General features: G+C 64.3%; 27 protein-coding genes and 4 pseudogenes. 11 read left to right on the top strand and 20 right to left on the bottom strand.

All coding sequences use genetic code 11. From position 1 onward, the window contains the following. Positions 1–411: 411 nt before the first annotated feature. Positions 412–2,490: a hypothetical protein gene (locus LK533_RS15100; RefSeq protein ID WP_229363904.1), complete on the bottom strand. Its 2,079-nt coding sequence runs from the start codon at positions 2,488–2,490 to the stop codon at positions 412–414. A 259-nt stretch (positions 2,491–2,749) separates the two neighbouring features. On the opposite strand from LK533_RS15100, the gene LK533_RS15095 reads away from it, so the two are divergent. Further along, positions 2,750–4,039: an MFS transporter gene (locus LK533_RS15095; RefSeq protein ID WP_229363903.1), complete on the top strand. Its 1,290-nt coding sequence runs from the start codon at positions 2,750–2,752 to the stop codon at positions 4,037–4,039. Between the two features lie 247 nt (positions 4,040–4,286). Here LK533_RS15095 and LK533_RS15090 read toward each other — a convergent pair whose 3' ends face one another. Next, positions 4,287–5,033, bottom strand: a complete 747-nt coding sequence (locus tag LK533_RS15090; protein ID WP_229363902.1) for a Crp/Fnr family transcriptional regulator — start codon at positions 5,031–5,033, stop codon at positions 4,287–4,289. Between the two features lie 44 nt (positions 5,034–5,077). Then, positions 5,078–5,230: a hypothetical protein gene (locus LK533_RS15085; protein WP_229363901.1), complete on the bottom strand. Its 153-nt coding sequence runs from the start codon at positions 5,228–5,230 to the stop codon at positions 5,078–5,080. Between the two features lie 61 nt (positions 5,231–5,291). On the opposite strand from LK533_RS15085, the gene LK533_RS15080 reads away from it, so the two are divergent. From LK533_RS15080 to LK533_RS15045, 8 genes and pseudogenes are all read left to right on the top strand, one after another. Continuing rightward, complete coding sequence (locus LK533_RS15080) at positions 5,292–6,254, top strand: alpha/beta hydrolase (RefSeq protein WP_229363900.1); 963 nt, start codon at positions 5,292–5,294, stop codon at positions 6,252–6,254. A 55-nt stretch (positions 6,255–6,309) separates the two neighbouring features. After that, entirely contained in the window at positions 6,310–7,392 is a 1,083-nt protein-coding gene (locus LK533_RS15075) for a catalase family protein (RefSeq protein WP_229363899.1), read from the top strand. A 170-nt stretch (positions 7,393–7,562) separates the two neighbouring features. After that, the gene (locus LK533_RS15070) at positions 7,563–8,201 is read left to right on the top strand and encodes an alpha/beta fold hydrolase (protein ID WP_229363898.1); all 639 of its coding nucleotides are present in this window, start codon (positions 7,563–7,565) and stop codon (positions 8,199–8,201) included. A gap of 46 nt (positions 8,202–8,247) precedes the next feature. Continuing rightward, the gene (locus LK533_RS15065) at positions 8,248–9,591 is read left to right on the top strand and encodes an L-dopachrome tautomerase-related protein (RefSeq protein ID WP_229363897.1); all 1,344 of its coding nucleotides are present in this window, start codon (positions 8,248–8,250) and stop codon (positions 9,589–9,591) included. Further along, positions 9,588–10,688, top strand: a complete 1,101-nt coding sequence (locus LK533_RS15060; RefSeq protein ID WP_229363896.1) for a catalase family protein — start codon at positions 9,588–9,590, stop codon at positions 10,686–10,688. Before LK533_RS15065 ends, LK533_RS15060 begins: the two co-directional genes overlap by 4 nt. A gap of 102 nt (positions 10,689–10,790) precedes the next feature. Beyond that, complete coding sequence (locus tag LK533_RS15055) at positions 10,791–11,465, top strand: SDR family NAD(P)-dependent oxidoreductase (RefSeq protein WP_229363895.1); 675 nt, start codon at positions 10,791–10,793, stop codon at positions 11,463–11,465. 334 nt (positions 11,466–11,799) lie between these two features. Beyond that, positions 11,800–12,301, top strand: a pseudogene (locus tag LK533_RS15050) (tyrosine-type recombinase/integrase); the annotation flags it as partial. 342 nt (positions 12,302–12,643) lie between these two features. Further along, a complete protein-coding gene (locus tag LK533_RS15045) occupies positions 12,644–13,042 on the top strand; it encodes a hypothetical protein (RefSeq protein ID WP_229363894.1) in 399 nt (132 codons plus the stop codon). 15 nt (positions 13,043–13,057) lie between these two features. On the opposite strand, the gene LK533_RS15040 is transcribed toward LK533_RS15045, so the two are convergent. The 3 genes from LK533_RS15040 to LK533_RS15030 form a co-directional block, all read right to left on the bottom strand. Next, positions 13,058–13,234 carry a hypothetical protein gene (locus LK533_RS15040; RefSeq protein WP_229363893.1) on the bottom strand — a complete coding sequence of 59 codons (177 nt, stop codon included), beginning with the start codon at positions 13,232–13,234 and terminating at the stop codon, positions 13,058–13,060. A 5-nt stretch (positions 13,235–13,239) separates the two neighbouring features. Next, the gene (locus LK533_RS15035; protein ID WP_229363892.1) at positions 13,240–13,485 is read right to left on the bottom strand and encodes an HIRAN domain-containing protein; all 246 of its coding nucleotides are present in this window, start codon (positions 13,483–13,485) and stop codon (positions 13,240–13,242) included. An 86-nt stretch (positions 13,486–13,571) separates the two neighbouring features. After that, on the bottom strand, positions 13,572–13,835 hold the full coding sequence (locus LK533_RS15030) for a hypothetical protein (RefSeq protein WP_229363891.1): 264 nt from the start codon (positions 13,833–13,835) through the stop codon (positions 13,572–13,574). A 31-nt stretch (positions 13,836–13,866) separates the two neighbouring features. Here LK533_RS15030 and LK533_RS15025 point away from each other — a divergent pair, with 31 nt between their 5' ends. Beyond that, positions 13,867–14,280, top strand: coding sequence for a hypothetical protein (locus LK533_RS15025; RefSeq protein ID WP_229363890.1), 414 nt, complete (start codon positions 13,867–13,869; stop codon positions 14,278–14,280). A gap of 262 nt (positions 14,281–14,542) precedes the next feature. Here LK533_RS15025 and LK533_RS15020 read toward each other — a convergent pair whose 3' ends face one another. From LK533_RS15020 to LK533_RS14960, 12 genes and pseudogenes are all read right to left on the bottom strand, one after another. Beyond that, complete coding sequence (locus LK533_RS15020; protein WP_229363889.1) at positions 14,543–14,803, bottom strand: hypothetical protein; 261 nt, start codon at positions 14,801–14,803, stop codon at positions 14,543–14,545. Further along, positions 14,791–15,084 (bottom strand): hypothetical protein, encoded by a 294-nt coding sequence (locus LK533_RS15015; protein ID WP_229363888.1) that lies wholly within the window; start codon positions 15,082–15,084, stop codon positions 14,791–14,793. The genes LK533_RS15020 and LK533_RS15015 overlap by 13 nt, the downstream gene beginning before the upstream one ends. Then, positions 15,081–15,639, bottom strand: a pseudogene (locus tag LK533_RS18075) (glycoside hydrolase family 108 protein). The gene LK533_RS15015 and the pseudogene LK533_RS18075 overlap by 4 nt, the downstream one beginning before the upstream one ends. 1,149 nt (positions 15,640–16,788) lie before the next feature. Beyond that, the gene (locus tag LK533_RS15000) at positions 16,789–17,088 is read right to left on the bottom strand and encodes a hypothetical protein (RefSeq protein WP_229363885.1); all 300 of its coding nucleotides are present in this window, start codon (positions 17,086–17,088) and stop codon (positions 16,789–16,791) included. Positions 17,089–17,120: 32 nt separating this feature from the next. Further along, positions 17,121–17,357, bottom strand: coding sequence for a hypothetical protein (locus tag LK533_RS14995; protein WP_229363884.1), 237 nt, complete (start codon positions 17,355–17,357; stop codon positions 17,121–17,123). A 54-nt stretch (positions 17,358–17,411) separates the two neighbouring features. After that, positions 17,412–18,080: a head maturation protease, ClpP-related gene (locus LK533_RS14990; RefSeq protein ID WP_229363883.1), complete on the bottom strand. Its 669-nt coding sequence runs from the start codon at positions 18,078–18,080 to the stop codon at positions 17,412–17,414. Between the two features lie 160 nt (positions 18,081–18,240). Further along, positions 18,241–18,993: a phage portal protein gene (locus LK533_RS14985; RefSeq protein WP_324255319.1), complete on the bottom strand. Its 753-nt coding sequence runs from the start codon at positions 18,991–18,993 to the stop codon at positions 18,241–18,243. Positions 18,994–19,020: 27 nt separating this feature from the next. Then, positions 19,021–19,191 (bottom strand): phage portal protein, encoded by a 171-nt coding sequence (locus LK533_RS14980; RefSeq protein ID WP_229363881.1) that lies wholly within the window; start codon positions 19,189–19,191, stop codon positions 19,021–19,023. Beyond that, positions 19,173–20,875: pseudogene (locus LK533_RS14975) on the bottom strand (phage terminase large subunit family protein). Before LK533_RS14975 ends, LK533_RS14980 begins: the two are co-directional and overlap by 19 nt. 94 nt (positions 20,876–20,969) lie before the next feature. Next, positions 20,970–21,224 (bottom strand): hypothetical protein, encoded by a 255-nt coding sequence (locus tag LK533_RS14970; protein ID WP_229363880.1) that lies wholly within the window; start codon positions 21,222–21,224, stop codon positions 20,970–20,972. Positions 21,225–21,319: 95 nt separating this feature from the next. After that, a pseudogene (locus LK533_RS14965) lies at positions 21,320–22,546 on the bottom strand (IS3 family transposase); the annotation flags it as partial. Between the two features lie 54 nt (positions 22,547–22,600). Further along, on the bottom strand, positions 22,601–22,780 hold the full coding sequence (locus LK533_RS14960; protein WP_229363879.1) for a hypothetical protein: 180 nt from the start codon (positions 22,778–22,780) through the stop codon (positions 22,601–22,603). Between the two features lie 263 nt (positions 22,781–23,043). Here LK533_RS14960 and LK533_RS14955 point away from each other — a divergent pair, with 263 nt between their 5' ends. Then, a complete protein-coding gene (locus LK533_RS14955; protein ID WP_229363878.1) occupies positions 23,044–23,274 on the top strand; it encodes a DUF2188 domain-containing protein in 231 nt (76 codons plus the stop codon). A gap of 384 nt (positions 23,275–23,658) precedes the next feature. Here LK533_RS14955 and LK533_RS14950 read toward each other — a convergent pair whose 3' ends face one another. Beyond that, on the bottom strand, positions 23,659–25,467 hold the full coding sequence (locus LK533_RS14950; protein WP_229363877.1) for a putative bifunctional diguanylate cyclase/phosphodiesterase: 1,809 nt from the start codon (positions 25,465–25,467) through the stop codon (positions 23,659–23,661). A 139-nt stretch (positions 25,468–25,606) separates the two neighbouring features. Continuing rightward, entirely contained in the window at positions 25,607–25,978 is a 372-nt protein-coding gene (locus LK533_RS14945; protein WP_229363875.1) for a response regulator, read from the bottom strand. Positions 25,979–25,983: the final 5 nt, after the last annotated feature.

Here is a 25,983-nt window from a genome sequence, read left to right as displayed (position 1 = left end):
ACACGGGCCACCCACGCCAAGGCGCTTTCGCCTCAGTCGCCGCCGTTATCCTGCTGGAAGTGCGTCTAGGAGGATGGTGCGCTTACAGGACTCACATCCATCGCCGTATGCCGCAGAAAACCTGCTGTTTTTCCTGCCCTTCCAATCCGTGGCCCCTGCGTGGCCCCGCGGAAATTCGGTTCCCTTTCCGGCTTCGAACCTATGCCTAAAAGGACACCGTGCGTTGCTTTGAGCGCGTCTGCGACGGATGATTCGTCTGCGCTCTCGCCAGGCCAATGAACCGCAACGGACGGGCACTTAGATTGCTCAGTTTAGTAAAGCGGTTCTCATACCCCCGAAGGTGAACATTAGAAGGCGGTCACCAACTCGCAGAACCGACCGCTCATTCATATTGCTCATCGCTCGCCGGTTTCACCGAATCGCGATCGGTAGATCGCGCCCGGCCATCGCCACATTGCCGATCCGGTCGGCAGCAAGGATACGGATGACATAGTTGCCCACCGGCAGATCGGCCGGGTTCCAGCCGGCTTTCTCGGTTCGGCCATGACGCGTCCAGTTGCTGACGACGTATAGCATGCGGGTGCGCTGATCGCTGTGGACGGTATCGCCACTGGCGAGCGCGTAGACGATCTTCGCGGCGTCGGGCGCGAGCGGCATCCGGTCGAACTCCAGCGTGATCCGCGGCCGTTCGAAACCGCGCACCGGCGTGCCATCCGCCTTGAGGATCTGGAAGCCCGCCTTGTAGAGGCCGAGGCGGCGGCGGGCGGCATTGCCGTCCACCTGGTCCCAGGCCTCGGCCACGATATCCAGCGGCCCGCCTTGCCGGGCGACGAGCAGGTGCCCGTCTCGTTTCTGGTCCAACCGCCGTCCCTGCGCATCAAGGAGATGCACGTCGTCGATCCTTGGCGGGACATGGTCGGACAGACCGGAGAATGAGAGCGCCAGCGCGTTCACCTTGCCGCGTGGCGGTCCCAGTTCCAAGTGAACATGCGCCATGCAGTTGATCGTCCCGATCCGATCGCCGACTGCAAAGCGCGCCCCGCGCCGGACTCGCACTCGTACGACTTGCCCAAGGGCATCGCGGATCAGCTGGAAGCGGGCTTCGTCCAGCGGCTGGTCATCGAGCGTGCGGCCGACGCGCATATGGACATAGGTCATCTGGTCGATCCGCAGCGTCTCGTTCAGGCCGCCGATATCGCGGGAATTCGGCAGCGGATCGCGCACGGTCTCCGCCGCGACAGCGAGCACGGTCGTACCCATCGGCTTGCTGATATCGAGGCCGGCGTGGAGGTGATGGCGGCTCTCCCCCTCATAATTGCCGCGCACCTCGCCCAGGACGCCGACCACCTCATGCGAAACGTATTGTGGGGCGAACGGCCAAGGGAATGGTCGAGTGCGGACGAGTGCGGGAGCCTGGCTCTCAGCTATGACGGCGTCGGGAGCCGTGTTGGCGGTGCGATGGTCGAGCTTGCGGATAGCGAAAGCCGAGGCGTCCGCGACATAGAGCGCGCCCTTGCGATCGACTGCGATCCCGGAGGGGCCGAGCAGGCGCAAATCGGCATTGCCTGGTGCCGTCGCACCCTGACCCGCCAGGACATCCAGCGCGCCCTGCGGCGACATCTGCAGGATGCGGCCGCGCTGATAGGAAGCGATGTAGACAAAGCCCTCCCATGTCGGCGCCAGCCCGATCGCGCCCCTGAGCAGGCCGGCGGCGTCGTCTGGATCGGTGCGCGCCAGAGTCGAGACGAAGCCATCCGGTGTCACCTTCCGGATCGCATCGTTGCCGGTATCTGCGACTAGGATCGCGCCGTCCGAGGCCAGCGCTATTCCAGTCGGTGTATCGAAGGCAGCGATTGCGCCCGGGCCATCGGCAAAGCCTGGCCGGTTCTGCCCGGCCACCGTGCGGACCTGCCCATCGGGGGTGATCAGGCGGATGCGGTCGTTATAGCTGTCCGTGACATAGACATTGTCCTTGGCATCTACCGCGACGCCGATCGGGCCATCGAACTGTGCGCCCGATGCCGGGCCATCGCGATAACCCGGTGCGCCCGTGCCCGCGAGAGTCGTGACCGCGCCTTCCGGGCTGATCATCCGGATCGCATGCGCCCCCGTCTCCGCAACGATGACATTACCCTTCCTGTCGACCGTAAGGCCGGAGGGCGTATCGAACGATCCGGGCAGCGTCGTGACCACGCCATCGGCATCGATCCTGCGGACATGGCCGCGATCCGCTGCGTCGGCGACATAGAGCACCCCCTGCCCGTCCATCGCCACCGCGAACGGATCGCCGAACCGTGCCGCAGCGCCCGCGCCATCGGTCTGCCCGCGAACCCCGTCACCGGCGACAGTCGTGAGCGCCGCCTGCCAGCCGAAGTCGGTCGGCGCCGGTTGGAGCCGACCGAGCAGGGACGACAGCCAATATCCCGCGCCGGCCGCAACGAGGACGAGAAAAGCGAGGATCGGAACGGCGCGGGAAGTTTTGCTGAACATCGCGGCTGCTTTAGCCGTAATCGACCAGACTAACACAACGGCGGCTCGCGGACATCGAGCGGTTCGGCACGTGTGCTACGAGTAAAGCAGAGACGCCGACGTTCAGCAGGCGGCTGTCGTTCACCCTTGGGAGATACGCGTTCACCCCGCGAGTGAGGCGCTGAGCACGCCACCATCCCGGCAGGAGGATACGTCGGCTATGAGCACGCTGAAATCTAGCTGCTAGCGGAAGCGACGGATCTTCCGCTAGCCAGGCGTAATGACCTCCGCCGACGGCCCGCACCGAACACTGCCGCGCGCGTCGACGGCGATCGCCGCCTTCTCGACGGTGGTGGAATGGTACGACTTCACCTTGTACCTGTACTTCGCCACCGTGCTCGCCCGCGTATTCCACGGCGGCGGCGGGGGTTCGCTCGCGGCGACGCTCGCCGGCTTCGGGCTCTCCTACCTCATGCGGCCGCTGGGAGCGGTCGTGTTCGGGCAGCTGGGCGACCGCCGCGGCCGACGGCCGGCCATGCTGATCTCGATGGCGCTGATGACCGCCGCCATGCTCGCGACCGCGCTGCTGCCGACCCATGCCCAGATCGGCCCGGCGGCCGGCGCGCTCCTCTTCCTGCTGCGTTGTGTCATGGCGTTCTCCGTGGGCGGCGAATACACCGGCGTGGTCGCGTATCTTCTCGAAGGCGCACGTCCCGAACGGCGCGGGTTCGTGACCTCCTTTGCGTCCGCGGCAAGCGAAGTCGGCGGACTGCTCGCGGTCGGCGTGTCGGCGCTGACGGTGGCGATGCTCCCCGCAGTCGAGCTCGATGCGTGGGGCTGGCGTATCCCCTTCCTGGTCGGCGCGGCGCTCGCCGGCGGGGTGCTGCTTGCCCGTGCGACCATGGAGGAAAGCCCCGAGTTTCTGCGACAGAAGGCGGTCGGCACGGTTCCGGACCGGCCGCTGCGCCACGTCGTTCGCCATCACCGTGCAGGGATCGCGCGCTCGTTCGCCATTTCCGCTCTGGGATCGATCACCTATTATGTCGGCATCACCTACGTTCCCGTATTCCTGACCTCGGCCGGGGGGATCGGGGAGCAGCAAGCACTGATGCTCTCAACCCTCGCCGCGGTCGCGGTCATCGCGACGACCCCGCTCACCGGGGCGTTCTCCGACCGGGCGGGACGACGGCCCGTGCTGATCGCCCTGGCGATCGCTGCTGCCCTGCTGCCTATCGGCGCGTTCGCGGTGATGGCGGGTGGGTCCCCACCGCTCATCATAGCGGGCGCGATGGCACTCGCATGCCTTGGCGGCGGCGTGAGCGCGGTGGGGGCGGTCGCCACTGCGGAGCAGTTCCCGGGCGAAGGACGGCTGACCGGCCTAGCGCTCGGCGCCACCGCCGCCACCGCAGTGTTCGGCGGCTTCACGCCCTGGCTCGCCCAAATCCTGATCGAGCGCACCGGATCGGCGGCTGCGCCCGGAGCGATGATCGCGGTGGTTGCGCTCGCCGTACTGCCGGTCCGGCTCGGCCTGCCGGATCGCCGCCGGGAAGCTCGCGGCGCTAGCGGGTAGCTCTTTCTCAGTTCTAGGACGGAAACACTGGTGTTAAGCACATGCGCGGCTCAACTGCGTTCGGCTATGCGTCCGTCACGACCCACTTCCGGTCATTCGCGACATATTTATCGCGTCCCAGCTGCGGTCATTCGTTTATTTCAATCTCTGATGCTCGTCCAATTTTGAGGACGAACCGATGGCGATGCGGACTGTGCAAGCAGGCACTGAGGTCGCCCTAGGCGCCATCGTCTACAAATCTATAGGATCAGAGGCCGAGTAGACGCCGATATTCCGCCTCGGCGAACCCGTATGTGTCGCCAGCGAGCCGCAGCAGCCGCTCGCGATCGCGGACGATGACACGTCCGCGTACGGAGCGGACAGCCTCATCCTCTTCGAGCTTGTGCAGGGCGTCGGTTACGCTGCTGCGACGGACGCCGAGCATGAGCCTGAACTCCTCGTGCGTCATGCAGATGTCGTCCTCGCGTACGCGGTCGTGGTAGAGCAGGATCCATCGCGCCATCCGCCGCTCGATCGAGTGTGCGAGCGACGAGACGATCGTCCTGGACATCTGGGTCATGATCACGTCGACGAAACGGAGCAGGACGGTTCGGATCTCCGGACGTTCGGCCAGTATCCCGTGCAATGCTGTGGCCGACAGCCTCATCGCCGTGCCGTGTTCGGCCCGCATCACCACGTCGTGCGACCAGCGCTCGTTGCCGAGCATCAGCTGCCAACCCATGAACCCTTCGCTGCCGACTAGCGCGACCGCGTAGCGGCGGTCGCCCTCGAGCGAATCGAGTATCGCAGCGATTCCGGTCAACGGGAAGCAGATGCTGTCTGCCGCATCGCCGGCGCGCGCGATCATGTCGCCATTGCGAAACGGCACCAGTTCCAGATGCGGCGCAAGGGCGGCGCGGTCAGCGTCATTCAAAAGACGTAGTAGCGCATTCGCTTCACAAGGCAGCGCGTTAGACCTGCGCGTCCCATCTACCATCGAAGCCATATCATCCATGCCGTCGCCCCTACTACCCAACCTCGCTGTCCGAACGCTTGGGTCTACTTTCGTACCGAAACGCTGAAGGTCGTCCGATGGTTGAGGATCGGACAGTTAAAGGAGGGATATTTGCGCAGAACCATTTCCATGCTGATCGCCGCATCGACCGCGATCGCAGGCGTTCCAGCTCTGGCCCAGTCGACACGCTCGGTCACGGCCCCTCCTCCGCCACCGCCGCCCGCGACATCCGTGCAGCCCCCGAAGGCCGCACCCGACATGCAGTCGGTCCTGGATGCGCTCGCGTCGCTCGGCGGCAAGCCGATCGAAACGCTCACGCCTGCGGAAGCCCGCATCCAGCCCTCGGTCGCAGACGGAGCCAAGGCGGCGATGCAGAAGAAGGGAATGTCGACCGCACCTGATCCGTCGGTGACGACGCAGGACCTGCCGTACGGCAGCGACCCCAAGCAGTTCGCGCGCATCTACAAGCCGGCCGGTGCACCCGCAGTTGGCAAGCCGATGCCGGTCATCGTCTACTACCACGGCGGCGGCTGGGTCATCGCCGACGTCGACACCTACGATGCTGCGCCGCGTGCCATGGCGAAGGCGCTCAATGCGATCGTCGTATCGGTCGAATACCGCCATGCGCCCGAATTTAAGTTTCCGGCGCAGCATGACGATGCTGCTGCGGCCTATCGCTGGACGCTGCAGAATGCGGCAAGCTGGGGCGGCGACCCCGCACGGATCGCGACGGTCGGTGAGAGCGCCGGCGGCAACCTTGCGGTCGCGACCGCGATCTACGCGCGCGACAACGGCCTGACGGTGCCGCGGCACATCGTGTCGGTCTATCCGATCGCGAATAGCAGCATGACGCTGCCCTCGCGGCGGGACTCGGCGAATGCCAAGCCGCTGAATGCCGCGATGCTGCCGTGGTTCGGGTACTATTACCAGACGAGCCAGGCCGATGCGCAGGATCCGCGCCTGAACCTGGTCGCCGCGAACCTGCGTGGTCTGCCGCCAACGACGATCATCAACGCGCAGATCGATCCGCTCCGCTCTGATGGCGAGACGTTGGCGGCCGCGATGCGGGCGGCCGGTGACAAGGTCGAGCAGAAGACCTTCCCGGGCGTGACCCATGAGTTCTTCGGCATGGCCAAGGTCGTGAACGGCGCCAAGCAGGCGAACGATCTCGCAATCGCACGGCTGAAGACGGCGTTCGAAGCGCCTGCAGTCCGCCGCTGAGCGCGACGGCGGCGGCGTCTAGCCGCCGCCTCCTTGCCGGAGAGGACCAACGACCATGACCCAGACCCTCGTCCTTTATTCTCCCGACGTGGAGGACGTGCAACCCGACGAAGCCGAGACGATCACGAAGCTCAACCAGACTTTCGACAAGATCCTCGAGACGACAGCGGAGGACTATGGTCACGCGGTCCGTTCGGTCCACGCCAAGGCGCACGGCTTCCTCGAGGGGGTACTGACCGTCCATGACGGGCTTTTCCCTGAACTGGCCCAAGGTCTATTCGCCACCCCGGGCGAGCACAAGGTCGTCATGCGTTTCTCGACCAACGCAGGCGACATCCTGCCGGACACCATCAGCCTGCCGCGCGGTCTGGCGCTGAAGGTCATGGACGTCGAAGGTGAACGCCTGCCCGGTGCCGACGGACGGACGCAGGACTTCGTCATGGTCAACGGCCCGGTTTTCCAGAACAAGACCGCAGACCAGTTCCTGGGCAACCTCAAGCTCTTGGCCGGCACCACCGACAAGCTCGAGGGCACCAAGGAGGTTATGTCGAAAGTGCTGCGCGGCGTGAACACCGTGCTGAGCGCAGTCGGTATCGAGAGCCCAAAGGTGCAGACGCTCGGCGGCGCACCCAATTCCGATTCGCTCGGCGAGACCTATTTCAGCGTCACGCCGTTCCGCTATGGCGATTACATCGCCAAATTTGCTGTTTTTCCCGTGTCAAAGGGTCTGGCCGATCAGACCAGCACCACGATCGACGCCAGCACCCGCCCCGATGCGCTGCGCGACGTCATCCGATCGGAGGCCCAAGTGCTTGAGATGGAATGGGAGGTCCGGGTCCAACTCTGCCGGGATCTCAAGGAGCAACCGGTCGAAGATCCGACCGTCGAATGGAAGCAGGACGATGCGCCCTTCCAGACCGTGGCGACCATCCGAGCAGCCAAACAGGACAGCCTGAGCGAGGACAAGGTCCAGCGGATCAACGAGGAGATGCGCTTCTCGATCTGGACCGGGCTTGCCGCACACCGTCCGCTCGGGAACATCAACCGGGCACGCAACGAGACCTACCGACACTCCGCCGATTTCCGGGCTCGCGTGAACGGCTGCCCCTACCACGAGCCTTCTGGCGGTCGTGCCTGACCGGCGAAGGTGGCGTGCGACCCGTCGACGCTCGACGTTGGCAGATCGTCGCGGAGATTAACGGGGCGCTGGCCGTTCTGAGCGTGATCCTGTCGGCGCATCCAAAGCATTGATGGAGCGGCAGAGTCCACCACGCCACGCAAAAGGTTGCACCGCCAGGAGGCTAACGAATGCCGATGATTACCTCTGGCGACCTGAACATGGAGGTGTCGCTTTACGGCGCGGAGGAAGGGCAGCCCTTGCTCCTCATCCACGGCTGGCCGGATGACGCGTCGACATGGGATCAGGTAGCACCCGCGCTGGCTGCGGAAGGGTTCCGCGTCATCGTCCCGACGTTGCGTGGGTTCGGTGCCACGCGCTTCCACAACGACGACGCCCTGCGAACCGGCAACAGTGCGATGCTCGCGATCGACATGATCGCGCTGCTCGACGCGCTCGGCATCGACCGCTTCATGGTCGCCGGGCACGACTGGGGATCGAACACCGCCGAGGCTCTGGCCGTCGGGTGGCCCGATCGGGTCGAGCGGATGGCGATGCTGTCGACCCCGCCCCGGCTCGGCGGCATGCCGACGCCACCATTCGAGCAGACCCAGCGGCAATGGTATCATTGGTTCATGGCGACCGCGCGGGGCGGAAGCGGTACGTGCAGGCCGGCGCGGGTTCACCCATCTGCACTGGATCAACTGGTCGCCACCGGGATGGTTCGACGAGGCCACGTTCAACTGTGTCGCCCGGTCGTTCGACAGTCCCGACTGGGTCGACGTGACGCTCCACAGCTACCGCGCGCGCTGGGACGAAGCGGAGCCTGATCCACGAAGCGCCTAGCTGGAGGACAAGGTCAAGGTGACCAGAGCCTTGTCTCTGCCGACTCTCTACATCCACGGCGATGCCGACGGTGTGAATCCGCCCTCGACCGCGGCGGACGTGCGAGCAAAATTTGCCGGGCCGTTCGCGCGCATCACCATGACCGGGGTCGGCCATTTTCCGCAGCGCGAGAACCCGCAAGCGGTGGTGCGCCACCTCCTTACCCTCTTCGCCGGCGACCCCGCCGCGCTCACCGATACGATCGACAGGAGCCTGACCATGAAAAAAGCCGCACCTTATGCCGCCGGGATTGCCGCCATCGGCCTGGTTGCCGCTGCCGCAGCCGGCGTCGCCCATGCCCAGGGACGCAGCGCGCAGCTGACGCAGGTGGCACAATTCGATCATCAGGCGACCGGCGTTGCGGTGACCGAGGATGGCCGTCGCTTCGTCAACTTCCCCCGCTGGACCGACGACGCGCCCATCTCTGTTGCCGAGGTGATGAAGGACGGATCCTTGCGTCCCTATCCCGACGCCAAGTGGAACAGCTGGCGCAACGCTCGCGCCAACGAACTGCCGGTCGGCGACTATTTCGTCTGCGTGCAGTCGATCGTCCCCGATGGCCATGGCAACCTCTGGGTGCTGGATCCCGGTGCGCCGGGCAACGAGAAGATCCTCGAAGGTGCCCCGAAACTCGTCCGCATCGATCTGGCATCGAACAAGGTGACGAAGAAGATTCTGGTTCCTGGCGACGTGGCGCTGCAGGGCACCTACCTCAACGACATCCGCTTCTCGCCCGACGGCAAGACCGGCTACATCACCGACAGCGGCACGCGCGGCGCGATCATCGTCATCGATCTGGAAAGCGGCAAGAGCCGCCGCGCGCTCGACGGGCACGCCTCGACCCAGATCGACAAGACGGTGAAGGTGACGCTCGACGGCAAGCCGCTCGTCCGCCCCGATGGCCGTCAGCCTGCCTTCGCCGCTGACGGCATCGCCATCTCCAAGGATGGCAAGACGCTCTACTACCAGGCGTTGACCGGCAAGACGCTCTACGCGATCGACACCGCCAAGTTACGGTCGGACGTCAGCGAGGCTGACCGGGCGGCATCCGTGAAGACGGTCGCGCAGACCCACGTCGCTGACGGCCTGTGGATGAGCAAGGCGGGCGTGCTCTACCTGACCTCGCCGACCGACTATGCGATCAAGCGTCTGAACGGCGCGACCGTCGAGACGGTGCTGACCGACCGCCGCCTGCGCTGGCCCGACACCTTTTCTGAAGGACGCGACGGAACGATGTACGTCACCGCCAGCCACATCCAGGACACCAACTGGTTCACGCCCGGCGCACCGCCGTCGATCAAGACCCAGTTGTTCTCCTTCGCGCCCGCCAAGTGATCGGACATCCCATGGCCTATCTGCGCTATTCGCCCGACATCGAAACACGAGAGCCCGACGAACAGGGGAGCATCGACAGCATCATCCAGGGCATGACCCAGGAAAGCCAGACGGTCGAGAAGTGTGACGGGCACGCGGTACGGGCGAGCCACGCAAAGAGCACGGCTTGCGTGATCGGCAAGCTCATCGTCGCGCCTGGGTTGCCGCCCGAACTCGCCCAAGGCCTCTTCGCGGAGCCGGGCACGTTCGATGTTGCCGTCCGCTTCGCGCAAGGACCCGGTGAAAAGCTCGGTGATCGCGTTTCGACCCATCGCGGCATGTCGATCAAGGTGTTCGGCGTCGAGGGCCCGAAACTGCCCGGCTATGACGCACCGACGCAGGACTTCGTCCTCGCCAGTGGCACGACCTTCCCGGCGGGGACCGCCGCGGGCTTCCTTTCCCAAGCCAAGAAGATAGGCCTGACAGTTTCCATGCCAGAGGGGGTAAAGAGCGCGGCCGCCTCTGTCGCTCGCAACATCAATAAGGTGCTGAACGCAGTTGGTGCGGGTCCAAGCCCGACGCTGGACTTCTATGGCCACCCCTTCAGCCACCCGCTGGTCGAGGAATATTTCAGCCAGTGCCCGGTGCGCTTCGGCGATCATGTGGCGAAGATCGGGGTCTTTCCGATCGCGGCCGAGCAGAAGGCGCTCGCCGATTGGCAATTGAACCCGCATCAGGATGAGGATGGCTTTCGCCATGCCGCGGTCGATTACTTTGAGAGCAACGATGCGGTGTTCGAGCTTCGGGCGCAGCTTTGGACCGATGCCGGAACGCAGCCCATCGAGGACACGTCCGTCGACTGGCCGACGAGCGAGAGCCCGTATCGGACCGTCGCCACGATCCGACTGCCGCGACAGTCAGCCTATGGGCCGGACCGCGTCCGCTACTTCGACGAGGTGATGACGTTCCGCCCGGCCCATAGCCTGGAAATGCATCGCCCGCTGGGCGGCGTGATGCGCGCGCGCATGCAGGTATACCAGGCGCTCAGCGACTTTCGCCATCGCGAAAACGGCATCGCCGCTGCCAACACCGCCGACATCCAGGACATTCCAGCCTGAGCTGAACGCCAGCGCTAACGATACTGAGAGGACAATCATGAAACTGGAAGGCAAGCACGGCGATCAGGCGGAGAACGCGTAATGGCGCGCTTTTTCAACAAGGTGATCGTCATCACCGGTGCCGCCTCAGGGATCGATGAAGGCGCTGCGCGCCGCTTTGCCGAGGAAGGCGCAACGCTGGTGCTAGGCGACATCGACAAGGCCGCGCTCGACAAACTGGCGGGCGAATTGCAAGCCTCAGTCAAAACCCGCGAGACCGACGTGTCGGACCGCGCTGCATGCGAGGCGCTCGTCCAAGCTGCGATCGATCGCTTCGGTCGGATAGACGTGCTGGTCAACGACGCCGGCGTCGATCATCTGGGCAAGGTCGACGAGGGCGACTTCGCCGAGTTCACCAAGGTGATCGAAACCGATCTGTACGGCGTCGTTCACATGAGCCGCGCGGCCATCGCGCACCTGCGTCAATCGAAGGGCTGCATCATCAACGTCTCGTCGGTGTCCGGGCTGGGCGGCGACTGGAACCACAGCTTCTACTGCGCAGCGAAGGGGGCCGTGAGCAACCTCACCCGTGCGCTGGCGATGGACGAGGCGAAGCACGGCGTCCGCGTCAACGCGGTCAACCCGTCGCTCACCTACACCGCGCTGACCGCGGGCATGAAAGAACAGCCTGAGCTCATCGCCAAGTTCGAAGAGCGCATCCCGATGGGCCGCGGCGCCGAGCCCGCCGACATCTCGGGGGTGATAGCGTTCCTGGCGAGCGAGGATGCGCATTCGTGACGGGTGTAAATCTGCCGGTCGATGGCGGCCTTACCGCGTCAAACGGGCAACCGCCGCTGTCTTAATGAATGTGAGGCGGGCCCTTGCGCCCGCCCAATGTTTGGGATTGGACCATGCCGCTAGTGCCAGGTTCATCGCGGGCAAATTGCTCAAGCCGATGGAGTCACGTCGCAGCAATTTGACCCACTTCCGGCCGCTCAGGGACGACGAGGCGCCGCCAGAAACCCGCCGCTCGTTCATCATCACTGACGTTAGATCCACCACATTTCCGAACCACCGGTTTACCAGGTCTACATGCTCTCGATTGGCTGATCCGGCTCGATGGAGAAGATCGATGGGTCACTCGTCGATGGACCCCGCCTTTCACGAACTTCACCCCTGGAACGAGGGTCGGCTTATCGGTGCGAAGCGGGCGCTAAAGCAGCAACAGGTCTGGGCCATTCGCTTCTGGCTCGACCAGCATAACGCTGTTCGACTTCGCCATCGACAGCAAGCTGCGCGGCTGCGATGTGGTCAAGGTGCGGATCGGCGATGTAGTTTCCGGCGGGTGCGTCCGTGACCGCGCCGTCGTGGTTCAGCAGAAGACCAAACGTCCGGTCCCGTTCGAGCTGATGGACACGGCCCGGAAAACGATAGGCGCGTGGCTGGAGCGTCGACGCGGCACCCTCAACAACTTCGTCTTCCCAAGCCGAAACGACTACATGGCTCACATGAGCACGCGGCAATATGCCCGCCTCGTACACGAGTGGGTGGTCGGCATCGGCCTTCCGGCTCAGGATTACGGGACGCATTCGCTTCGGCGCACGAAAGCATCGATCATTTACAAGGCAACTGGAGCCGCGGCCCTGCAAGTCGGTCGGCAGCCACAGCAGCAGATCGAAGTTGACGAAGCTCCATGACAGCCCGGTGATCACCAGTGCCCCGGTCAAGTCGCGTTGGTGAGCGATCGCTGGCGCCGTGTCCGTAGACGCCCCGGCGGGCAGTCGACGGAGCCCGTCATATCAAGCGCTTAACCAATGTAAAAAAGCACGTCTTTTTTGGACGCTTGTTCAAGCATGCCATGGATTATACCATGGCTTCAAAATCTACCCTGTCCATCTACCCTGTCCAAAAGCAAGATTGGGATTTCGACATCAGCGGGCCTACCCGGATCGTAGGGCGATGGGTATCATGCCTGCATGCGCAAGATGCTGAAGCAGATCAACGCCGCACCGCTTACGGTCGAACTGATGCAAGCCGCCATGGAGGCTGTCGCTGACCTGCCGGAGGAAAGGCGTAGCGACTTCATGGCCCGCATGATGGGCGTCATGGCCGGCAAGGTGTCGCAGGAGGATCATTGGGCGGTCAGTATGGCGATCCACTCATGTCTATTGGCGCTGGCGCGCCTGATAGGTTCAGAGCAGCTAGACGGCTTTCGCCTGCCTGCGCATGCCGACGGCCCAGATCTGCTCCACGAAGATGCTGTTCGCACAGCTACCGAAGTCCCGCTGCATGAGGACGGTGACGACCTGATCTTCGATGCGGCCGAGTTCCGTGAACACCTGCTTGCGATCGCGTCGCCCGCTGGAAGCGCTTAATCCGGGACGACTACGTCACCAGCCGGATAGGCCCACACTGGCCCGGAAGGTCGGGCGCTCCCCTTCATTACCTGGCGCCGTGATGCTGAGCCGGATCACAAGCCCGAGCGTTGCGCCGTCGAGGTCGATGCCCTTCACCCGCTTAGCAATAGCGCGGACGTCATAGCCGCGATCGATCTTGCTCCCGATCATTGCGCTCAATCGCTACGCAGATAGCCGACGCAGACGCCCCGGGCGCTGATGACCGCGACCGGCATATGATCGTGCGGGTTCTGCGGTTCGCGAACCAGATCAACGATCTCACCGGGCTCGCACCGGCGCAACTTGTCGGGGGGGGCTGAACCATGCCACCACCGGGCAGCTGCCGGTGCTGCCGCTGCCCGATCCGCGTTCGCACCGGATCTCGGGCCACTATATCGACGAATTCGCCGAGCCCAAGGCATCCAAGCTGGAACCCATGCCCCACGATCGAGGCGAGGGTCAGCGTCGCGCCCGCGCACGCCCCGGAACTGCGGGACGCTGAAGCCAGCTATGGGGCGAAGCGAAGGCAGAGCGCTTGAACGGCCGAGCGAAGGACCGCGAGCCGTGCCTCGGAACCGCCAGCGAAATGCTTCGCAGCCTCCAGGAAGAGCCGCTCCTCCCCGATCGCTTCACCCTGGACGTTCATGGCGAGCGCGATTTCGAGTACGACGTTCGTTATCAGGTTGAACTCATTCGCTTTACTGTTCGCCTCGACTTGCCGCTCCAAAATCGCGAGACGGATTTCAAGCGCTGCGTTTCCGGACGTGGCCACCTTCTGATCCCCTCCACCTCGAGCACACATCATGCTCGCACCAGAGCCCCGGGCGAAGCACAATCGCTGGGCCGATACGCCAGCGCCGATCTTCTTCGAGCAGGGCGATCAACGCTGCACCTTCCAACCATTACGGCAGAAGCTTGCCCGCTACGTTCTGGTCCATCCGCTCTGCCTCTGCGTCGCCCTGTTTCAAGATTTTATCCGCGGCCTGACGATCGGCAGCAGCCCGGTCCCGACGAGCTTTGCCTGGACTGGCGCCAATGCGGTTCGCGCCCACGGCGAACTCGTCGGCCACTTCGCTCAGCCGCTCGGCGCGGACCTCCGCATCGTGTCGAACAGCATCGGCGGCCTGGATCTCATTGATTGCTGCCCGCTCACCGTCTTCAGGCTGGCAGGCGGCGAGCATCGCCGCAGTTGCGAGGGCTGGCCCCCGCCAGGTTAAGTGCCTCATCATCTCTCCATTTTCAGGGAGAGTGTGGGCAGAAGGTGTTTGCAATCTGTTAAAGCTGGCGCACCGCTCGCTTGCACACGCTTCACCATCTCGGCGACCTCGGAACGCCGCACGCACCGACGTCACTGGTCATCGACGTGCCTCGTCGAACAATGTTTCGCGGGCCGGTGAACTCCGCTCACCGAATCAGTAATATCGAAACGGCCTGTGCGATGATCGCCGCTATATGGCCGAACGTGTAGCCGGAGATCTCTCACCGCGGCCACGCCTCCGCGAGCAGCCGGCGCTTCGCCTCGCACGCGGCCAGGTCGAAACGACCATCCCGGATAGTCGCGTCGTCGTCGACCACTGTCGCGCTACCGTCCGCCTGCCGGCGCTGCGGCCTCGGCAGGCACGGCTCCAGCGCGGCCGGCGGCGGATCCGGCAGCTTCGGCAAGCTCGGCGTCGAGGGCGTCGGCTGCGCGCACCCGGTCAGCATCGCGGCACAGCCCGCCCCCAGCATCAGTCTGCGCATATTCCCTCACGGTGTTGGTGGATCGAACGATGATCGGCTCGCGCGCGGCGAGCCCAGCAGCATAGTTGGTCGCCGCCAGGGCGAGGTTGCTGGCGTACCGGCGCTCTGCCGCCAACCGTGCCTTCCGCGTCGTCGAGTGCAGACGTCCAAGCGGAGCGCTCAGCCCGCAGGGTGGCGGTGCGATCCGCCAGCGTCGCGGGCGCAGCGAGCAGCGCGGCACCGAGCGCCAGCATCTGCACCGCCCACCAGAAGCGGCGCAGCAGCGCGAGGGCGGCGGTCATGCCGCTTCTCGCACCTGGCGAGCGACCCAGCCGTACAGGAACACCTCCTGAGAACCGTTCGCCTCTGCGATGTCAGCATAACGGCCCGTCCGAAAGGCCCGCGCGAACCACAGCAAGACACGACCGCCCTCGTCCCGGCCCCGGCGCTGCTGGTAGCTGTCGAGGGAGAACAGCGACAGCGGCCCGAAGCCGCCGTCGACCGCAATGTCGGGATAGTGCTTCGCCTCGTTGTTGAGCAGGTTCAGCGAGCGCTGCACGAACTTGGCCGCTGCGCCGGCCCCATGTTCACGCCCGCGTCGAACATCTCGGCCGCGAGTGCTGGGTCGCGCGTCGCCACCTTGTCGAAGCCGGGGCTAGTCCAATACCTCTTGAGGTAGATCTCGACTGCCAGCGCGCGCGGCAGGGCGCGCATGTCGCCCTTGTAGCCGTAGGCGCGCGCCACCTGCTCGGTGCCCCCCCCCATCGCGTGGGGCCGCCTCGATCCGCCGGGTCGTTCACGTAATCGCCCTCGCGCGCGATCACCTCGTCGACCATCTGGGTCGCCGTCTTTGCCATGGTTGGTCCTTTCATGTGGGATAGCGGCCCGGGCGGCGTGCAGAGTTGCGGCAGCGCAGCATTCACTTTCTCGCAACCATTGAGGTCCAAGCCTCTGAAGGGCTGCGGATTTTCCCCGGCACCGTCGCCCCGGCTCACGGGCAGCAACACGAAGGGCCGGGGCGACATCTCGCCAGCGCTTGCTCGGAACCAAGACAGCGGCCGAAGGTTATCCGCACGTCCGGTTACGCATGGGACCCCATACCCCGCCTGCCTCTCTCCCCCGGTGCAGGCGGGGTTTTTCTTGAACATCACCGCTGATCGAGCGTCGTGCAGCCACGCGGCGCCGCTCCGTTGACGCACGAAGCGCATCATCGCGCCACAGTTCGGCAGGATTGATCCAGCCGAGCGCGATAAGTCCTACGCGCGCTCGCGCCCCGGCTGTCGGACAGCAACATGACAGCCGGGGTGACTTCTTCGGTTTTAGTACGCGGGCAACCCAGCCCGTATACGGCCAGCAGCCGTCCTCTCGATAGAACGGCTTGCCGCTCGCTCCGATCAGCTGTGGCATACCCGCCATAAGGCGCGGATCGGTGCAAGTCGCAGGAGGTTCAGGGTGCGGCGCGCAGCGTAAGCGCGTCGAAGCGTACAGGTGCCTTATGTCGTTAACATTCTTCCTAGTGGCAGCGATCGCTGCCACCTTAGCCGCGCTCCTTTGGCAGAAGCGGCAACGGGACCGTAAACTCCAGAGGCGGGAGGCTCGACGTCTCCGGCACGAGGCTCAGGCTCGAGAGTGGGAAAAGATGCTGAGCCGGCAGCGCAGCTGCCGGCGCCACTCGGACCGTCAGAGCAATTCGGCTGCGCGATCACAGCCTCGGAAACTTGGTAAACGTCGAGCGGATTGGGGGAAAAGTACGGGATCCTTTCACTAAAGTATTCATCTTAGCGTAATAATGCCCTGTCAGAATAACTTTTGTCCGGCTTTCTTTATGAAACCGGCCCTCCTCTCCTAGAACCTGCTCCGCCTGCCCCTGCAGGTGGGGCATTTTCTCATCCGTGCCTGTGCGGCTCGTCGGTCAGCCGCTCGATCTCGGCCGCGTCATCGCCCTCTGCCGACGTGATCGGCGGTTCTGCTGGAGCCGGAGCTCCGAGCGCCTTGATCATCGCCTGCTACTTGCGCGGGTTGAAGAAACCGTCGATCGCGCCGCGCAGGCGCTCTGAGAATTGCTCGGCGATGAACTCAAGCGGGCCCAGCCCGATGAAGCCCGCAGCTGCTCCGACGCCGAGCGCGTGGAATGGCGTCAGTTGCATGTAGGCCGAGATCGCGACCATCGCCATGCCGAACAATGCGGTCAGCGCGATGCTGGTGCGGCTGGTGACGCGCTCTTCGCCCTCGCGGCGGACGGACTGCGCAATGCATCGCCCCAGCACCACGCCGGAAACCCCGAACAGCGCGGGCATGATCGCCACGTTCAAGCCGAGCAGAGCTACGGCTGCAGGCTCTACGGCAGCCGCGACCATGTTCTGCCCAGCCAGTGACGGACATTGCCCACCCGCGCCGGGCTGTTGTGACCGATGTTGGCCGCGTCGCCTTCCTCGGCGAGCTTGTCGAGGATCTTCTCACGGGCGGCAGCGAGCTCCGGACCATCGACGACCAGACCGTCGATGAAATCGGCGGGAAGCTTGTGCTTGGTGGCGAGCGCGCGGATGCCGGCGACGCGCTGGCGCTCCGCAACCACAGCGGCGTCGGCACGCGCCTGCGCGTCGGCTGCGGTGATGATGTCGGCGGGCGGCTAATTTTCGCCGCCCGGCTGGGTACCCTGAGGCATGGTGGTTTCCTTCTGCGGGGGCGGAGCGGCGGGAGCCGTCCGGGTGCTCGCCAGCGCCAGGGTGGTGACGAGAGGGCTGTCCGGGATCTTGCGAAACCCGAATGCTTTGACGTTGATCGCGGCCGACGCGGTAGCGGCCTCACTGATCGGCGTGATGAAGTTCTGCTCGAGCGCCTGCTCGGCCGTGAACCAGGTCTCGGCATCCAGCAGAAGGATGAGATTCTCCGCGGACATGCCGGTGCGGCCGGCGTAGATGCCGACCAGCTGGTCACGCAGCCGATCGAGCTTGTCGGCAGCGCGGCGCAGTTCGGCCGCATCGTCGCAGGCACAATCCCACGGATTGTGGATCATCATCAGGGCATAGTCGGCCATGATGATTTCCTCGCCAGCCATGGCGATGATCGAAGCCATTGACGCAGCAAGTCCGTCGATGTGGCAGGTGACCTTGCGCCCCTTCTTCTTCTCACGGATGACGGCGTTGAAGATCGCCAGGCCTTCCATGACGTAGCCGCCCGGGCTGTTGATGCGCAGGCTAAGGTCGTCGTCGCCGTCCGAGATGAGCGGGACGAGCGTGTTAGCGTCGAGACCGTCCCAGCTGTCGCCGACGATCCCGTAGATCAGGATTTCAGTCATTCAGGCCCCCTGGGGTTGCGGGCTGGGCGGAGAGTTCTTGCTCCGCAGGGTTGCCGACAGCGGTCACGTGCCGCGGGTCGCAGTCGAAAATGAGCCCGAGCTTGTCGATCTTCTCGGCATCGGCCTTCCACTCGGCGAGGAAGGTGTCGGGATCCTCACCTCAGCGGCGTGCCGCGGCGGAGATCGTGTCCTGTGCAGAGCGGATGGCGTTTCGGGTCGCCTTCACCTCTTCGGCAGGGTTGATCATCTCGCGACCTGGAGGCGTCCACCGCACGGTGACACCCTCGACATCCTCACCGATCATCGCAAAGGCGTCGATCAGCCAGACCGCCACGGCGCCGCAGAACTGCGGAATAAACATCGTCCACTGCCAGGCGGCGAGCGACCGTTGGTATTCCAGCCACCCCATGCGCCCGGACGAGAAGTTCACGTTGGACAGGTCGCCGGTCAGTGCCTCGTAGGGTACACCCAGTCCGGCGCTGACCGCGCGCAGCGACACCTTGGTACAGTCGGCGTACCCGTCGACGCCCGGCGGGCTGGAGAAGGTCAATTCCTCACGGCGGCGGGCATACTGGAAGGTGCCGGGTTCGATGTAGTCGAGCGGCTCGCGATCGTCCGGCCCTCCCTCCTCCTGCGCGATGCCGGGGATCACCCCGTCCGGATCCTCGCCCGTCACGACGCCCACGAAGGCACTGGCGAGCTTCTGGCGCGTCAGCTGCGCATCCTCGAAGTCGCCGAAGTCCTTCATCCGCAGGATGACGGGTGCGAACCAAGTAGCGCCGTGCTCCATCTCCGGGCGATCGGCGCGGAAGATGTGCGCGACGTCCGCGGCCTTCACGAAGGTCGAGCCCAGCGCGTCGGTGCGACCGCCCCCCAGGATGGCCGTTGTAGAGCCAGTACCCCTCGCGCCCACCCAGCGGATTGAACTGCACGCCGTTAATCAGGTATCCGCCTGTACGCCCGGCGCGGTCGACAGCGGCCCATGCTTGGACGGGTCGATGTAATCCGGCTCGATCACCTGCAACTGGAACGGCAGCGGCAGCCGATCGGAGGCGCGGCGCCAGCGCCGGCGCATCACGACCGCGCCGCTCTCTACGATGGTTCCCGCCACCGGTCGACACCCAGCGAGAAGGCGCTGGCGCGGGCATAGACCGCGTTATCCAGCGCCTCGTTCTGATTTCGGACCTTGTGCCATTCCCGACGGAAACCGCCGCTGCGCAGCCGGATGATGCGGAGTTCCTCCGCCACCAGCTGCTTGACCCATTCATCGGTGGTGCCCTCCGGCGGGTAGACGTACCCGTCGGGGTAATCCTCGCCGTCGACCGGTTTGTCCTTCTCCAGGTCGCCGAACAGTTCGAGCTTCAGCATCGAGGTGCCGATGTTCCACAGCCGCACGCCGCGCTTGAGCTTGCGGCCGTTCAGCGTGACGTCCTGCCAGCTCGGTGAGCCGATCGGCTGGTTGGCGCTGATCTGATGGCGGCCCTTCACCGCCATCGCGAAACCGGGGTGGCGCCGGGCCCAGGCGTACACCTCCATGGTGTTCTCGCCGTCGCCAGAATCGATCGCGACCGCGCAAGCCGCATCGAGCGACCGTGCTCGGTCTCCCAGGTGCGGGCAACCTCCACGTCGAGCTTCTTCCAAGTCTTCTTGTCCGAGATCGGCCCAAAGACCTCGATCCGCTCCACAAACTCGCGCCGGCCGTTCGGTCCGAAAGCCCAAATGTCGAGATCGATGCGCCCGCCACCGCCGCGCTGCACGTCGGCAGCGCCGACCAACAGCCCAGCCTTCGCCGATGGCGTTCCCAGCCGCATCGCCTTCTCCCGGCGATCGTAGAGGCGCTGCCACTCCGGAGCCTCGCCGCGCTCGGCCCATGCCTCGCCGAGCACCTGGTTGACGAAGGTGCGCAGCAGGTTCGGATCCTTGCGGACCTCCATGAACTCGCGCGCGATCTCCAGCCAGGCGGCGCCGGGGTGCTGGCTGTAGGCCGCCCAGATGTGGAACGAGCGGTGCCGCGGGAACGCCGCGGGGTTGTGCGCCCGCCACTCACCGGCTTCGTCCATCGCCGCCTTGTCGGCTTCGTCGATGTCGCAGCCGTTGACGCACCGGTACCAGGCGCGGGTCGGATTCTCCTTTGGCTCCCACCGGATGCCAGCGCCCGTGCCGTCGCCGAACACCAGCTGCTGCATCTCGCCGCAGTGCGGGCATGGGACGTAACGAAACTCCTGGCTGCCCAACTCAAACAGATCGTCGATCCGGCTGAAGCCCTTCACCTTCGGCGTCGAGCCAGCCGCGCTGAACCGGCGGGGCGATGTCAGGTTGCGCTTGTACGCCAGCCGGGCCGGGTCGCCCTCTTCCTTCGACGCCCACGGATAGCCGTCGCATTCCTCAAGGAAGACGTCATCGGAGGTGACGCGCCTGAACTCCTTGGGGCTGTTCGCGCCTTTGATCTGGATCCAGCCGCCCTTGTAGCGCTTGGCCCGAATCTGGTTGTCGGCATGCCGCGGCTTGAAGGTCGCAACCGAACGGACGACCGGCCATTGCAGCACCGGGTCCAGATCGTCGCGACTGAACTTCTCCGCGTCGTCGATGGTCGGCTGGTAGATCAGCGTGCGAGCGGGGTCGAACTTGATGCGCCAGGCGACGAAGCACTGCAGGATCGTCGAGTAGCCAATGCGGCTGCTCTTGCGCACCGACAGCTGCGACGTTTCCGGATCGGTGAACGCGTCGGCGATGTCCGCCTGGAAGGGGAACGGCCGGATGCGAGCACCATCGTCGGAACGCGCATGCTCGACCATGAACTTGGACAGCGGGGGCCGTTCGCGCGGCTTGCATGCAGCCAGCCACGCGCGGGCGAGCGCTACACCATGCGCGCCCGGTGCCTGGTAAGGCTCAATCGCCCCCTTCTTCTTCGGGCTCGCTGTCATCGAAGCCCCCGCCCCGCGCCTCCTCAATCCGCGCCATGCTCAAGTCGGTGAGGACGTTGTTGATCTCGGCATCGACCCGGGCGCGCAGCTTCGTGTCACCCTTGGCAACGCGGGCGCCAACCTGTTGGAGCTGGGCGACGATCATCACGATCACGCCAGCGCCGGCAGCGATCATGTCCGGCAGCGATGCGAGTTCGCGGCGGCGCTCGGCATTGTCCATCGCCTTGGCGTCGGCCTGCTCTTTGGCCAGGCGCGCCTGCTCCCGTTCCTTGTCGAGCGCTTCCGGATTGTTGTTGCCCCCTGAAGACCTGACGGGGCCTCGCGGGTTTGCGCGATGTACTCGCGGGGTGAACGATAGCCCAGAGCGCGATGCGGGTGCACCTCGTTGTAGTGGGCGAGCCAGCCTGGCAGCTGCGCCATGACGGTCTGCGCATCAGGCCTGGGGTTCACGCGAACGTAGTCGCGCTTGAGGGTGCGGACGAACGCCTCTGCCATGCCGTTGGATTGTGGGCTGCTGACAGGCGTCGTTCGCGGGACCAGCCCGATGTCACGGGCGAAGGTGCGGGTGTCGCGAGCAGTGTAGCGCTGCCGTTATCCGTCAGCCACTCGATCGGCTCGGGCACACGGTTCACGCGGCCGTAGCGATGCTCGACGGTGGCAACCATCAGGTCCTGAACGCCCTCGGCGGTGATGCCGCCCGTCGTGGCTACTTGCCCCATCGCCTCCCGGTCGCAACAGTCCAGCGCGGAGGCGACGCGCACCTTCTCGCCGTTGTCGCACGCGATCTCCAGCCCGTCGGGAACACCAGCGGGTGTTGCGCTGGTCGACGGCGCCCCGCCCGTGGTGGCGCCGTTCCTCGCGATGTTCGCCGTCCCGCCGGAGCAGCAGCCCGTGCACCTTCATGACGCGGTAGACGCGCTTGGCATTGGGCGCTGCGCGTCCATTCTTCTTCGCCTTGCGGCGCAGCAAGGCATGCACGCGACGATAGCCGTAGGTGGGCAGGCCGGCGATGAGCATGCGGATGTCGGCGACCAGCTCGGCGTCCGGCAGCGGCGGTCGTCCACGCGGTCGTGGAGGCGGCCTGTTGCGCATCGCGGATAGATGCTGGCGGCTGATGTCGAGCGCGTCGGCAACGGCGGTCACAGACCAACCCCCGGCAACGAGGTCGAGCGGCAGCAACAGTTTTTTTTGGCCTGCGGCCCGGAACACGACCTCGCGGAGCAGTTCGTTCTCCATGGCCTTCTTGCCGAGCAACCGTTGCAGCTCGCGCACCTGCGCCTCCAGGGCGCGATACTCGGACGCCGGCACCACTTCTTCGCCAGCTGCCGCGGCGGTCAACGCGCCCTGGCTCATCAGCCTGCGCCAGGTGAACACCTGGCTGCCGCTGATGCCGTGCTGACGGGCAACGAGCGACACGCTCATCCCCGGCAAATACGTCTCCTCGACGATCCGGACCTTCTCCTCCGGTGTCCATCGCCTCCGGCGCTGAACACCTGAGAGAACCTCCCCGTCATTGTAACGCCTGGTCGGGCCGTCAGTCATATGCCTCACTCTTATCTAAGAGCGAGGTCCTGCCAGGTCATTTAGGGGGCCATCTCACGGATCAGCTGCTGCGCCGTCGTATTTGATGGCGGCCCAGGCCTCGATGTTCTCCAGCAGCGAACCGTCATCCGCCGGCATCTTGCCCTGGTACCGAAGCTCCCCGATCCAGCGGCTGGAGACCTGAAACACGGCCGCGAGCTGCGGCCGGCTGGGTTCTTCGAGGTCGATTTCCATCTACTTCCCTGCTCCAGAGCCGAAAAGCCGCGGGAAACAGCCGTTTTTGAGGTCTAGAAGGAAGAACTAAGGCGACTTTCGTGCCTAGAAATTTTCCGGGCCTTTGCCCCCCGTATTACCCTGCGGCGCTGGAAGGACTCAAAGGGGGGCATGGTGGCTGCATTGATGCGACTAAGCAGCAGCTAAAAGCAAAGCAACGCTCTAGTCGAATCGGCTAATACCAAGCACACTCTCTCCTGAGCCCAGTGGCTTAGGAGAGAGAAATGGCACGCGCAATTTACTACGTTCTCAAATCAGGTACCGGCTGGAAGGTAAGGCACAGCGAGACGGATTATGAATATCCCACGCAAGCGGCCGCAATGAAGGCTGCTGTAGATGCGGCCAATAGCAGCGGAAAAAAAGGCCACGATGCACAGGTGCTTGTCCAAGGCCATGACGGCAAATGGCAGACAGAGTGGACCTATGGGCATGATCCCTACCCGCCAAAGGGATAGCACCTCGATTTCGTAGCAAGGCTGTAGCACAGATGGTCGGCGCTTGTCGGCCGTCTGTCCCGCCTTATGCTCTTCGCAACCACGTGCGCATCGGCAGAGTGGCGCTCGAAGTCGGCAAATAGTGTATCCGAGCGTCCCGTCGTGCGAGGTCGCTCTATAACAACAGCGCTGTGTGTCCAGCTAAACGGTAAGCTGCCTGAAGCGGTCAGAGGTAGAGCCTACGCTGATCGCCGCGCATACCTCCAGAAACGACAAAGCCCGCCAGATGGCAGGCCGTGCGCCACAGACCCAGCTGTCGCAGGGATTATTTGGCACCTTTCGTGGCCGCTTGCAAGGCTTAGTAGTATCCGAGGCAAGCAGAGCCGCTGTCGGTTAAAGACCGGCTCAGGCGCACTCAAGCAGAGGCAGTTCATCCAAATGCCTTAGCCGCTCCAGTTCGGCTGCTGGCATGGGCTTCCCGTACAACCACCCCTGCCCCTCATCACAGCCTTTCGCGTCTAGCCAGTGCGCTTGCACGGCGGCCTCGATGCCTTCTGCGATGACAGGCAGCTGAAAGGCGCGGCCGAGCGCAAGGATGCTATCGACTACCGCCGACTTATCCGCGGTAGCTGCGATCTCGGCAACGAAGCCCTTATCCACCTTAAGCCGCGTAATCGGAAACTCTTTCAGAACGTTCATCGAGGCATAGCCGGTGCCGAAATCGTCGAGCGCGATGCCGACGCCTAGTTTACGGAGCCCCTTCAGGGTCTCGGCAACACCTCGGATATTCCGTACTGCGAGATTTTCGGTCAGCTCAAGCTCGATCAGCTCAGGCCGCACACCATGTCGTGCGATCAACGCGGCGACCTGCTCGGGCAATGACGATGAGCGAAATTGTGAGCCGAACAGGTTGATCCCGACGCGCAGCGGCCGACCACAAGCCGCCCAACGAGCGGCCTGAGCGAAAGCAGTATCGAGCGCCCATTGGCCCACGCTTGTCGCCAGCGGCATCATGTCGAGCACGGGAAGGAAATGGCCCGGCGTCAGCAAACCAAGTTTGGGATGGTGCCAGCGTAGCAGGGCCTCGACGCCGACGATGCTCTCGTCAGACAGGCGAACCTGGGGCTGGTAGAACAGCTCGAACTCGCCCCGGTCAAAGGCGCGGCGTAACTCGTGCTGCAGCTGCTGGCGATTTTCGACCTCCCGTCGCAGGTGGGGCTCGTAAAAAGCGATCGCACCGCCACCTTTCTCCTTAGCCCGGTATAGGGCCAGATCTGCATGGCAGACGAGCTTCTCGATCGTGTCGCCATGGTACGGCGAAAGCGCAACGCCGATGCAGGTATCCAGCCTGAGCTCCTGGCCATCGACCTGGTAGCCGCTGTCGAAGCCCGACCCTAAGCGATCGGCGACAGCCCAAGCAGCTCTCGGATCCGTCACGCCGGGCGCGAGTACGACAAATTCATCGCCTCCCAATCGCGCAAGCAACTGATCAGGCTCCAGAAGGCCCGTTAGCCGCTCGCCGATGGCGCGTAGAAGCGAGTCGCCGGTCGCATGACCGAATACGTCGTTCACGTCTTTGAAGCCATCCAGATCGAACAGGAGAACCGCGAGTGGCGTGTCAGCCGCCAGGTGATCGCGAGCATGCTGATGGAGCTGCATTCGGTTCGCCAAGCCCGTCAGTTCGTCGTAGTAAGCTTGGCGAGCAAGCTGGCGCTTCTGCCGGCGTACTTCGATGCGATCGACGACGATCTGACCGAGTCCCTGCAGCAATTCGCAGTCATACGCGCTGAAGCTTCTCGGCTCGGTATCGATGATGCACAGCGTCCCGAGGACCTGTCCCGAAGCAACCTTAAGCGGAGCACCGGCGTAAAAACGAACATGTGGCGCGCCGAGCACCAGCGGGTTGTTCCTGAATCGAACATCGCGCCAGGTGTCCTCGATGACCAGCGGCGTGCTCCGGTCCAAGGCGTGAGCGCAGAAAGCGATCCTGGGATCCAAGGTGCAGACGTCCAGACCAGCACGCGCCTTGAAGTGGAGCACGTCGCTCTTGACGATCGAGATCATGGCGGCAGAGGCTCCGAAGAGCTTCTTCGCAAGGTCAACGATGTGATCGAAGTCTGCTTCGGGGATGGAGTTCCCGATGTCGTAATCGTCAATCGCCGCCGATCGTTCTGCATCACGATCGGCGGTCAGCAGTGCTGCGACCGGGTTCATGTCCAAAGCTATCCCTGGTCCGGCGCGTTGATCCGAACCGGTGAAGAGGGCGCTGCTATCTTCCCGAGGGTTAACAAGCCATGAAAGTCGATTGAAGTCAGTCCGTTACGGCATCGTAACGTAACGCACCCGCTGTAGGTCAGGTGAGACGCTCAATTTCCTCAAGCACAAAGCGAGAATCGAAGGGCTTGGCCAGAAACATGGTTCGGCTCGGCAACTCTTCTGGCGAGAGCCTCACAGCGCCCGAAGCGATTACCAGCAAAGTGGGCGAATACCGGTCACGAACGCAGTGGGCGAGCTTGATGCCATCCATAGAGCCCGGCATCTGGACGTCCGTTATCACGATCTGGATGGATGGGTTTGCCTCGAGAGTAGCAATGGCAGCATCGGCATCCTCAGCCTCGAACACGAGGAAACCCTCGTCCTCGAAGAAGTCCGCCAGGTTGATCCGAATCAGCGGTTCATCATCAACGACCAGAATCGCGCGTTTGGATCGACCTGTTTTCTGCACCACAC

Origin of the sequence: Sphingomonas sp. PL-96, from assembly GCF_020707215.1 — a bacterium.
In the GTDB taxonomy this organism is placed as follows: Bacteria; Pseudomonadota; Alphaproteobacteria; order Sphingomonadales; family Sphingomonadaceae; genus Sphingomonas.
Note: the sequence above shows the minus strand (reverse complement) of the source record. Positions and strands in the feature narration are given on the sequence as shown.

Bases quoted from the DNA above. Each gene is read 5' to 3' on its own strand.
- LK533_RS15035 (WP_229363892.1), bottom strand. From the start codon at position 13,485: ATGCCTTGGGCTCGGCGAATTCGTCGATATAGTGGCCCGAGATCCGGT.
- LK533_RS15040 (WP_229363893.1), bottom strand. From the start codon at position 13,234: ATGATCGGGAGCAAGATCGATCGCGGCTATGACGTCCGCGCTATTGCT.
- LK533_RS15025 (WP_229363890.1), top strand. From the start codon at position 13,867: ATGCTCGCACCAGAGCCCCGGGCGAAGCACAATCGCTGGGCCGATACG.
- LK533_RS15095 (WP_229363903.1), top strand. From the start codon at position 2,750: ATGACCTCCGCCGACGGCCCGCACCGAACACTGCCGCGCGCGTCGACG.
- LK533_RS15015 (WP_229363888.1), bottom strand. From the start codon at position 15,084: ATGACCGCCGCCCTCGCGCTGCTGCGCCGCTTCTGGTGGGCGGTGCAG.
- LK533_RS15045 (WP_229363894.1), top strand. From the start codon at position 12,644: ATGCGCAAGATGCTGAAGCAGATCAACGCCGCACCGCTTACGGTCGAA.
- LK533_RS15080 (WP_229363900.1), top strand. From the start codon at position 5,292: ATGCAGTCGGTCCTGGATGCGCTCGCGTCGCTCGGCGGCAAGCCGATC.
- LK533_RS15075 (WP_229363899.1), top strand. From the start codon at position 6,310: ATGACCCAGACCCTCGTCCTTTATTCTCCCGACGTGGAGGACGTGCAA.
- LK533_RS14990 (WP_229363883.1), bottom strand. From the start codon at position 18,080: ATGACTGAAATCCTGATCTACGGGATCGTCGGCGACAGCTGGGACGGT.
- LK533_RS14960 (WP_229363879.1), bottom strand. From the start codon at position 22,780: ATGGAAATCGACCTCGAAGAACCCAGCCGGCCGCAGCTCGCGGCCGTG.
- LK533_RS14970 (WP_229363880.1), bottom strand. From the start codon at position 21,224: ATGGACAATGCCGAGCGCCGCCGCGAACTCGCATCGCTGCCGGACATG.
- LK533_RS15090 (WP_229363902.1), bottom strand. From the start codon at position 5,033: ATGGATGATATGGCTTCGATGGTAGATGGGACGCGCAGGTCTAACGCG.
- LK533_RS14955 (WP_229363878.1), top strand. From the start codon at position 23,044: ATGGCACGCGCAATTTACTACGTTCTCAAATCAGGTACCGGCTGGAAG.
- LK533_RS15020 (WP_229363889.1), bottom strand. From the start codon at position 14,803: ATGCGCAGACTGATGCTGGGGGCGGGCTGTGCCGCGATGCTGACCGGG.
- LK533_RS15100 (WP_229363904.1), bottom strand. From the start codon at position 2,490: ATGTTCAGCAAAACTTCCCGCGCCGTTCCGATCCTCGCTTTTCTCGTC.
- LK533_RS14950 (WP_229363877.1), bottom strand. From the start codon at position 25,467: ATGAACCCGGTCGCAGCACTGCTGACCGCCGATCGTGATGCAGAACGA.
- LK533_RS15070 (WP_229363898.1), top strand. From the start codon at position 7,563: ATGCCGATGATTACCTCTGGCGACCTGAACATGGAGGTGTCGCTTTAC.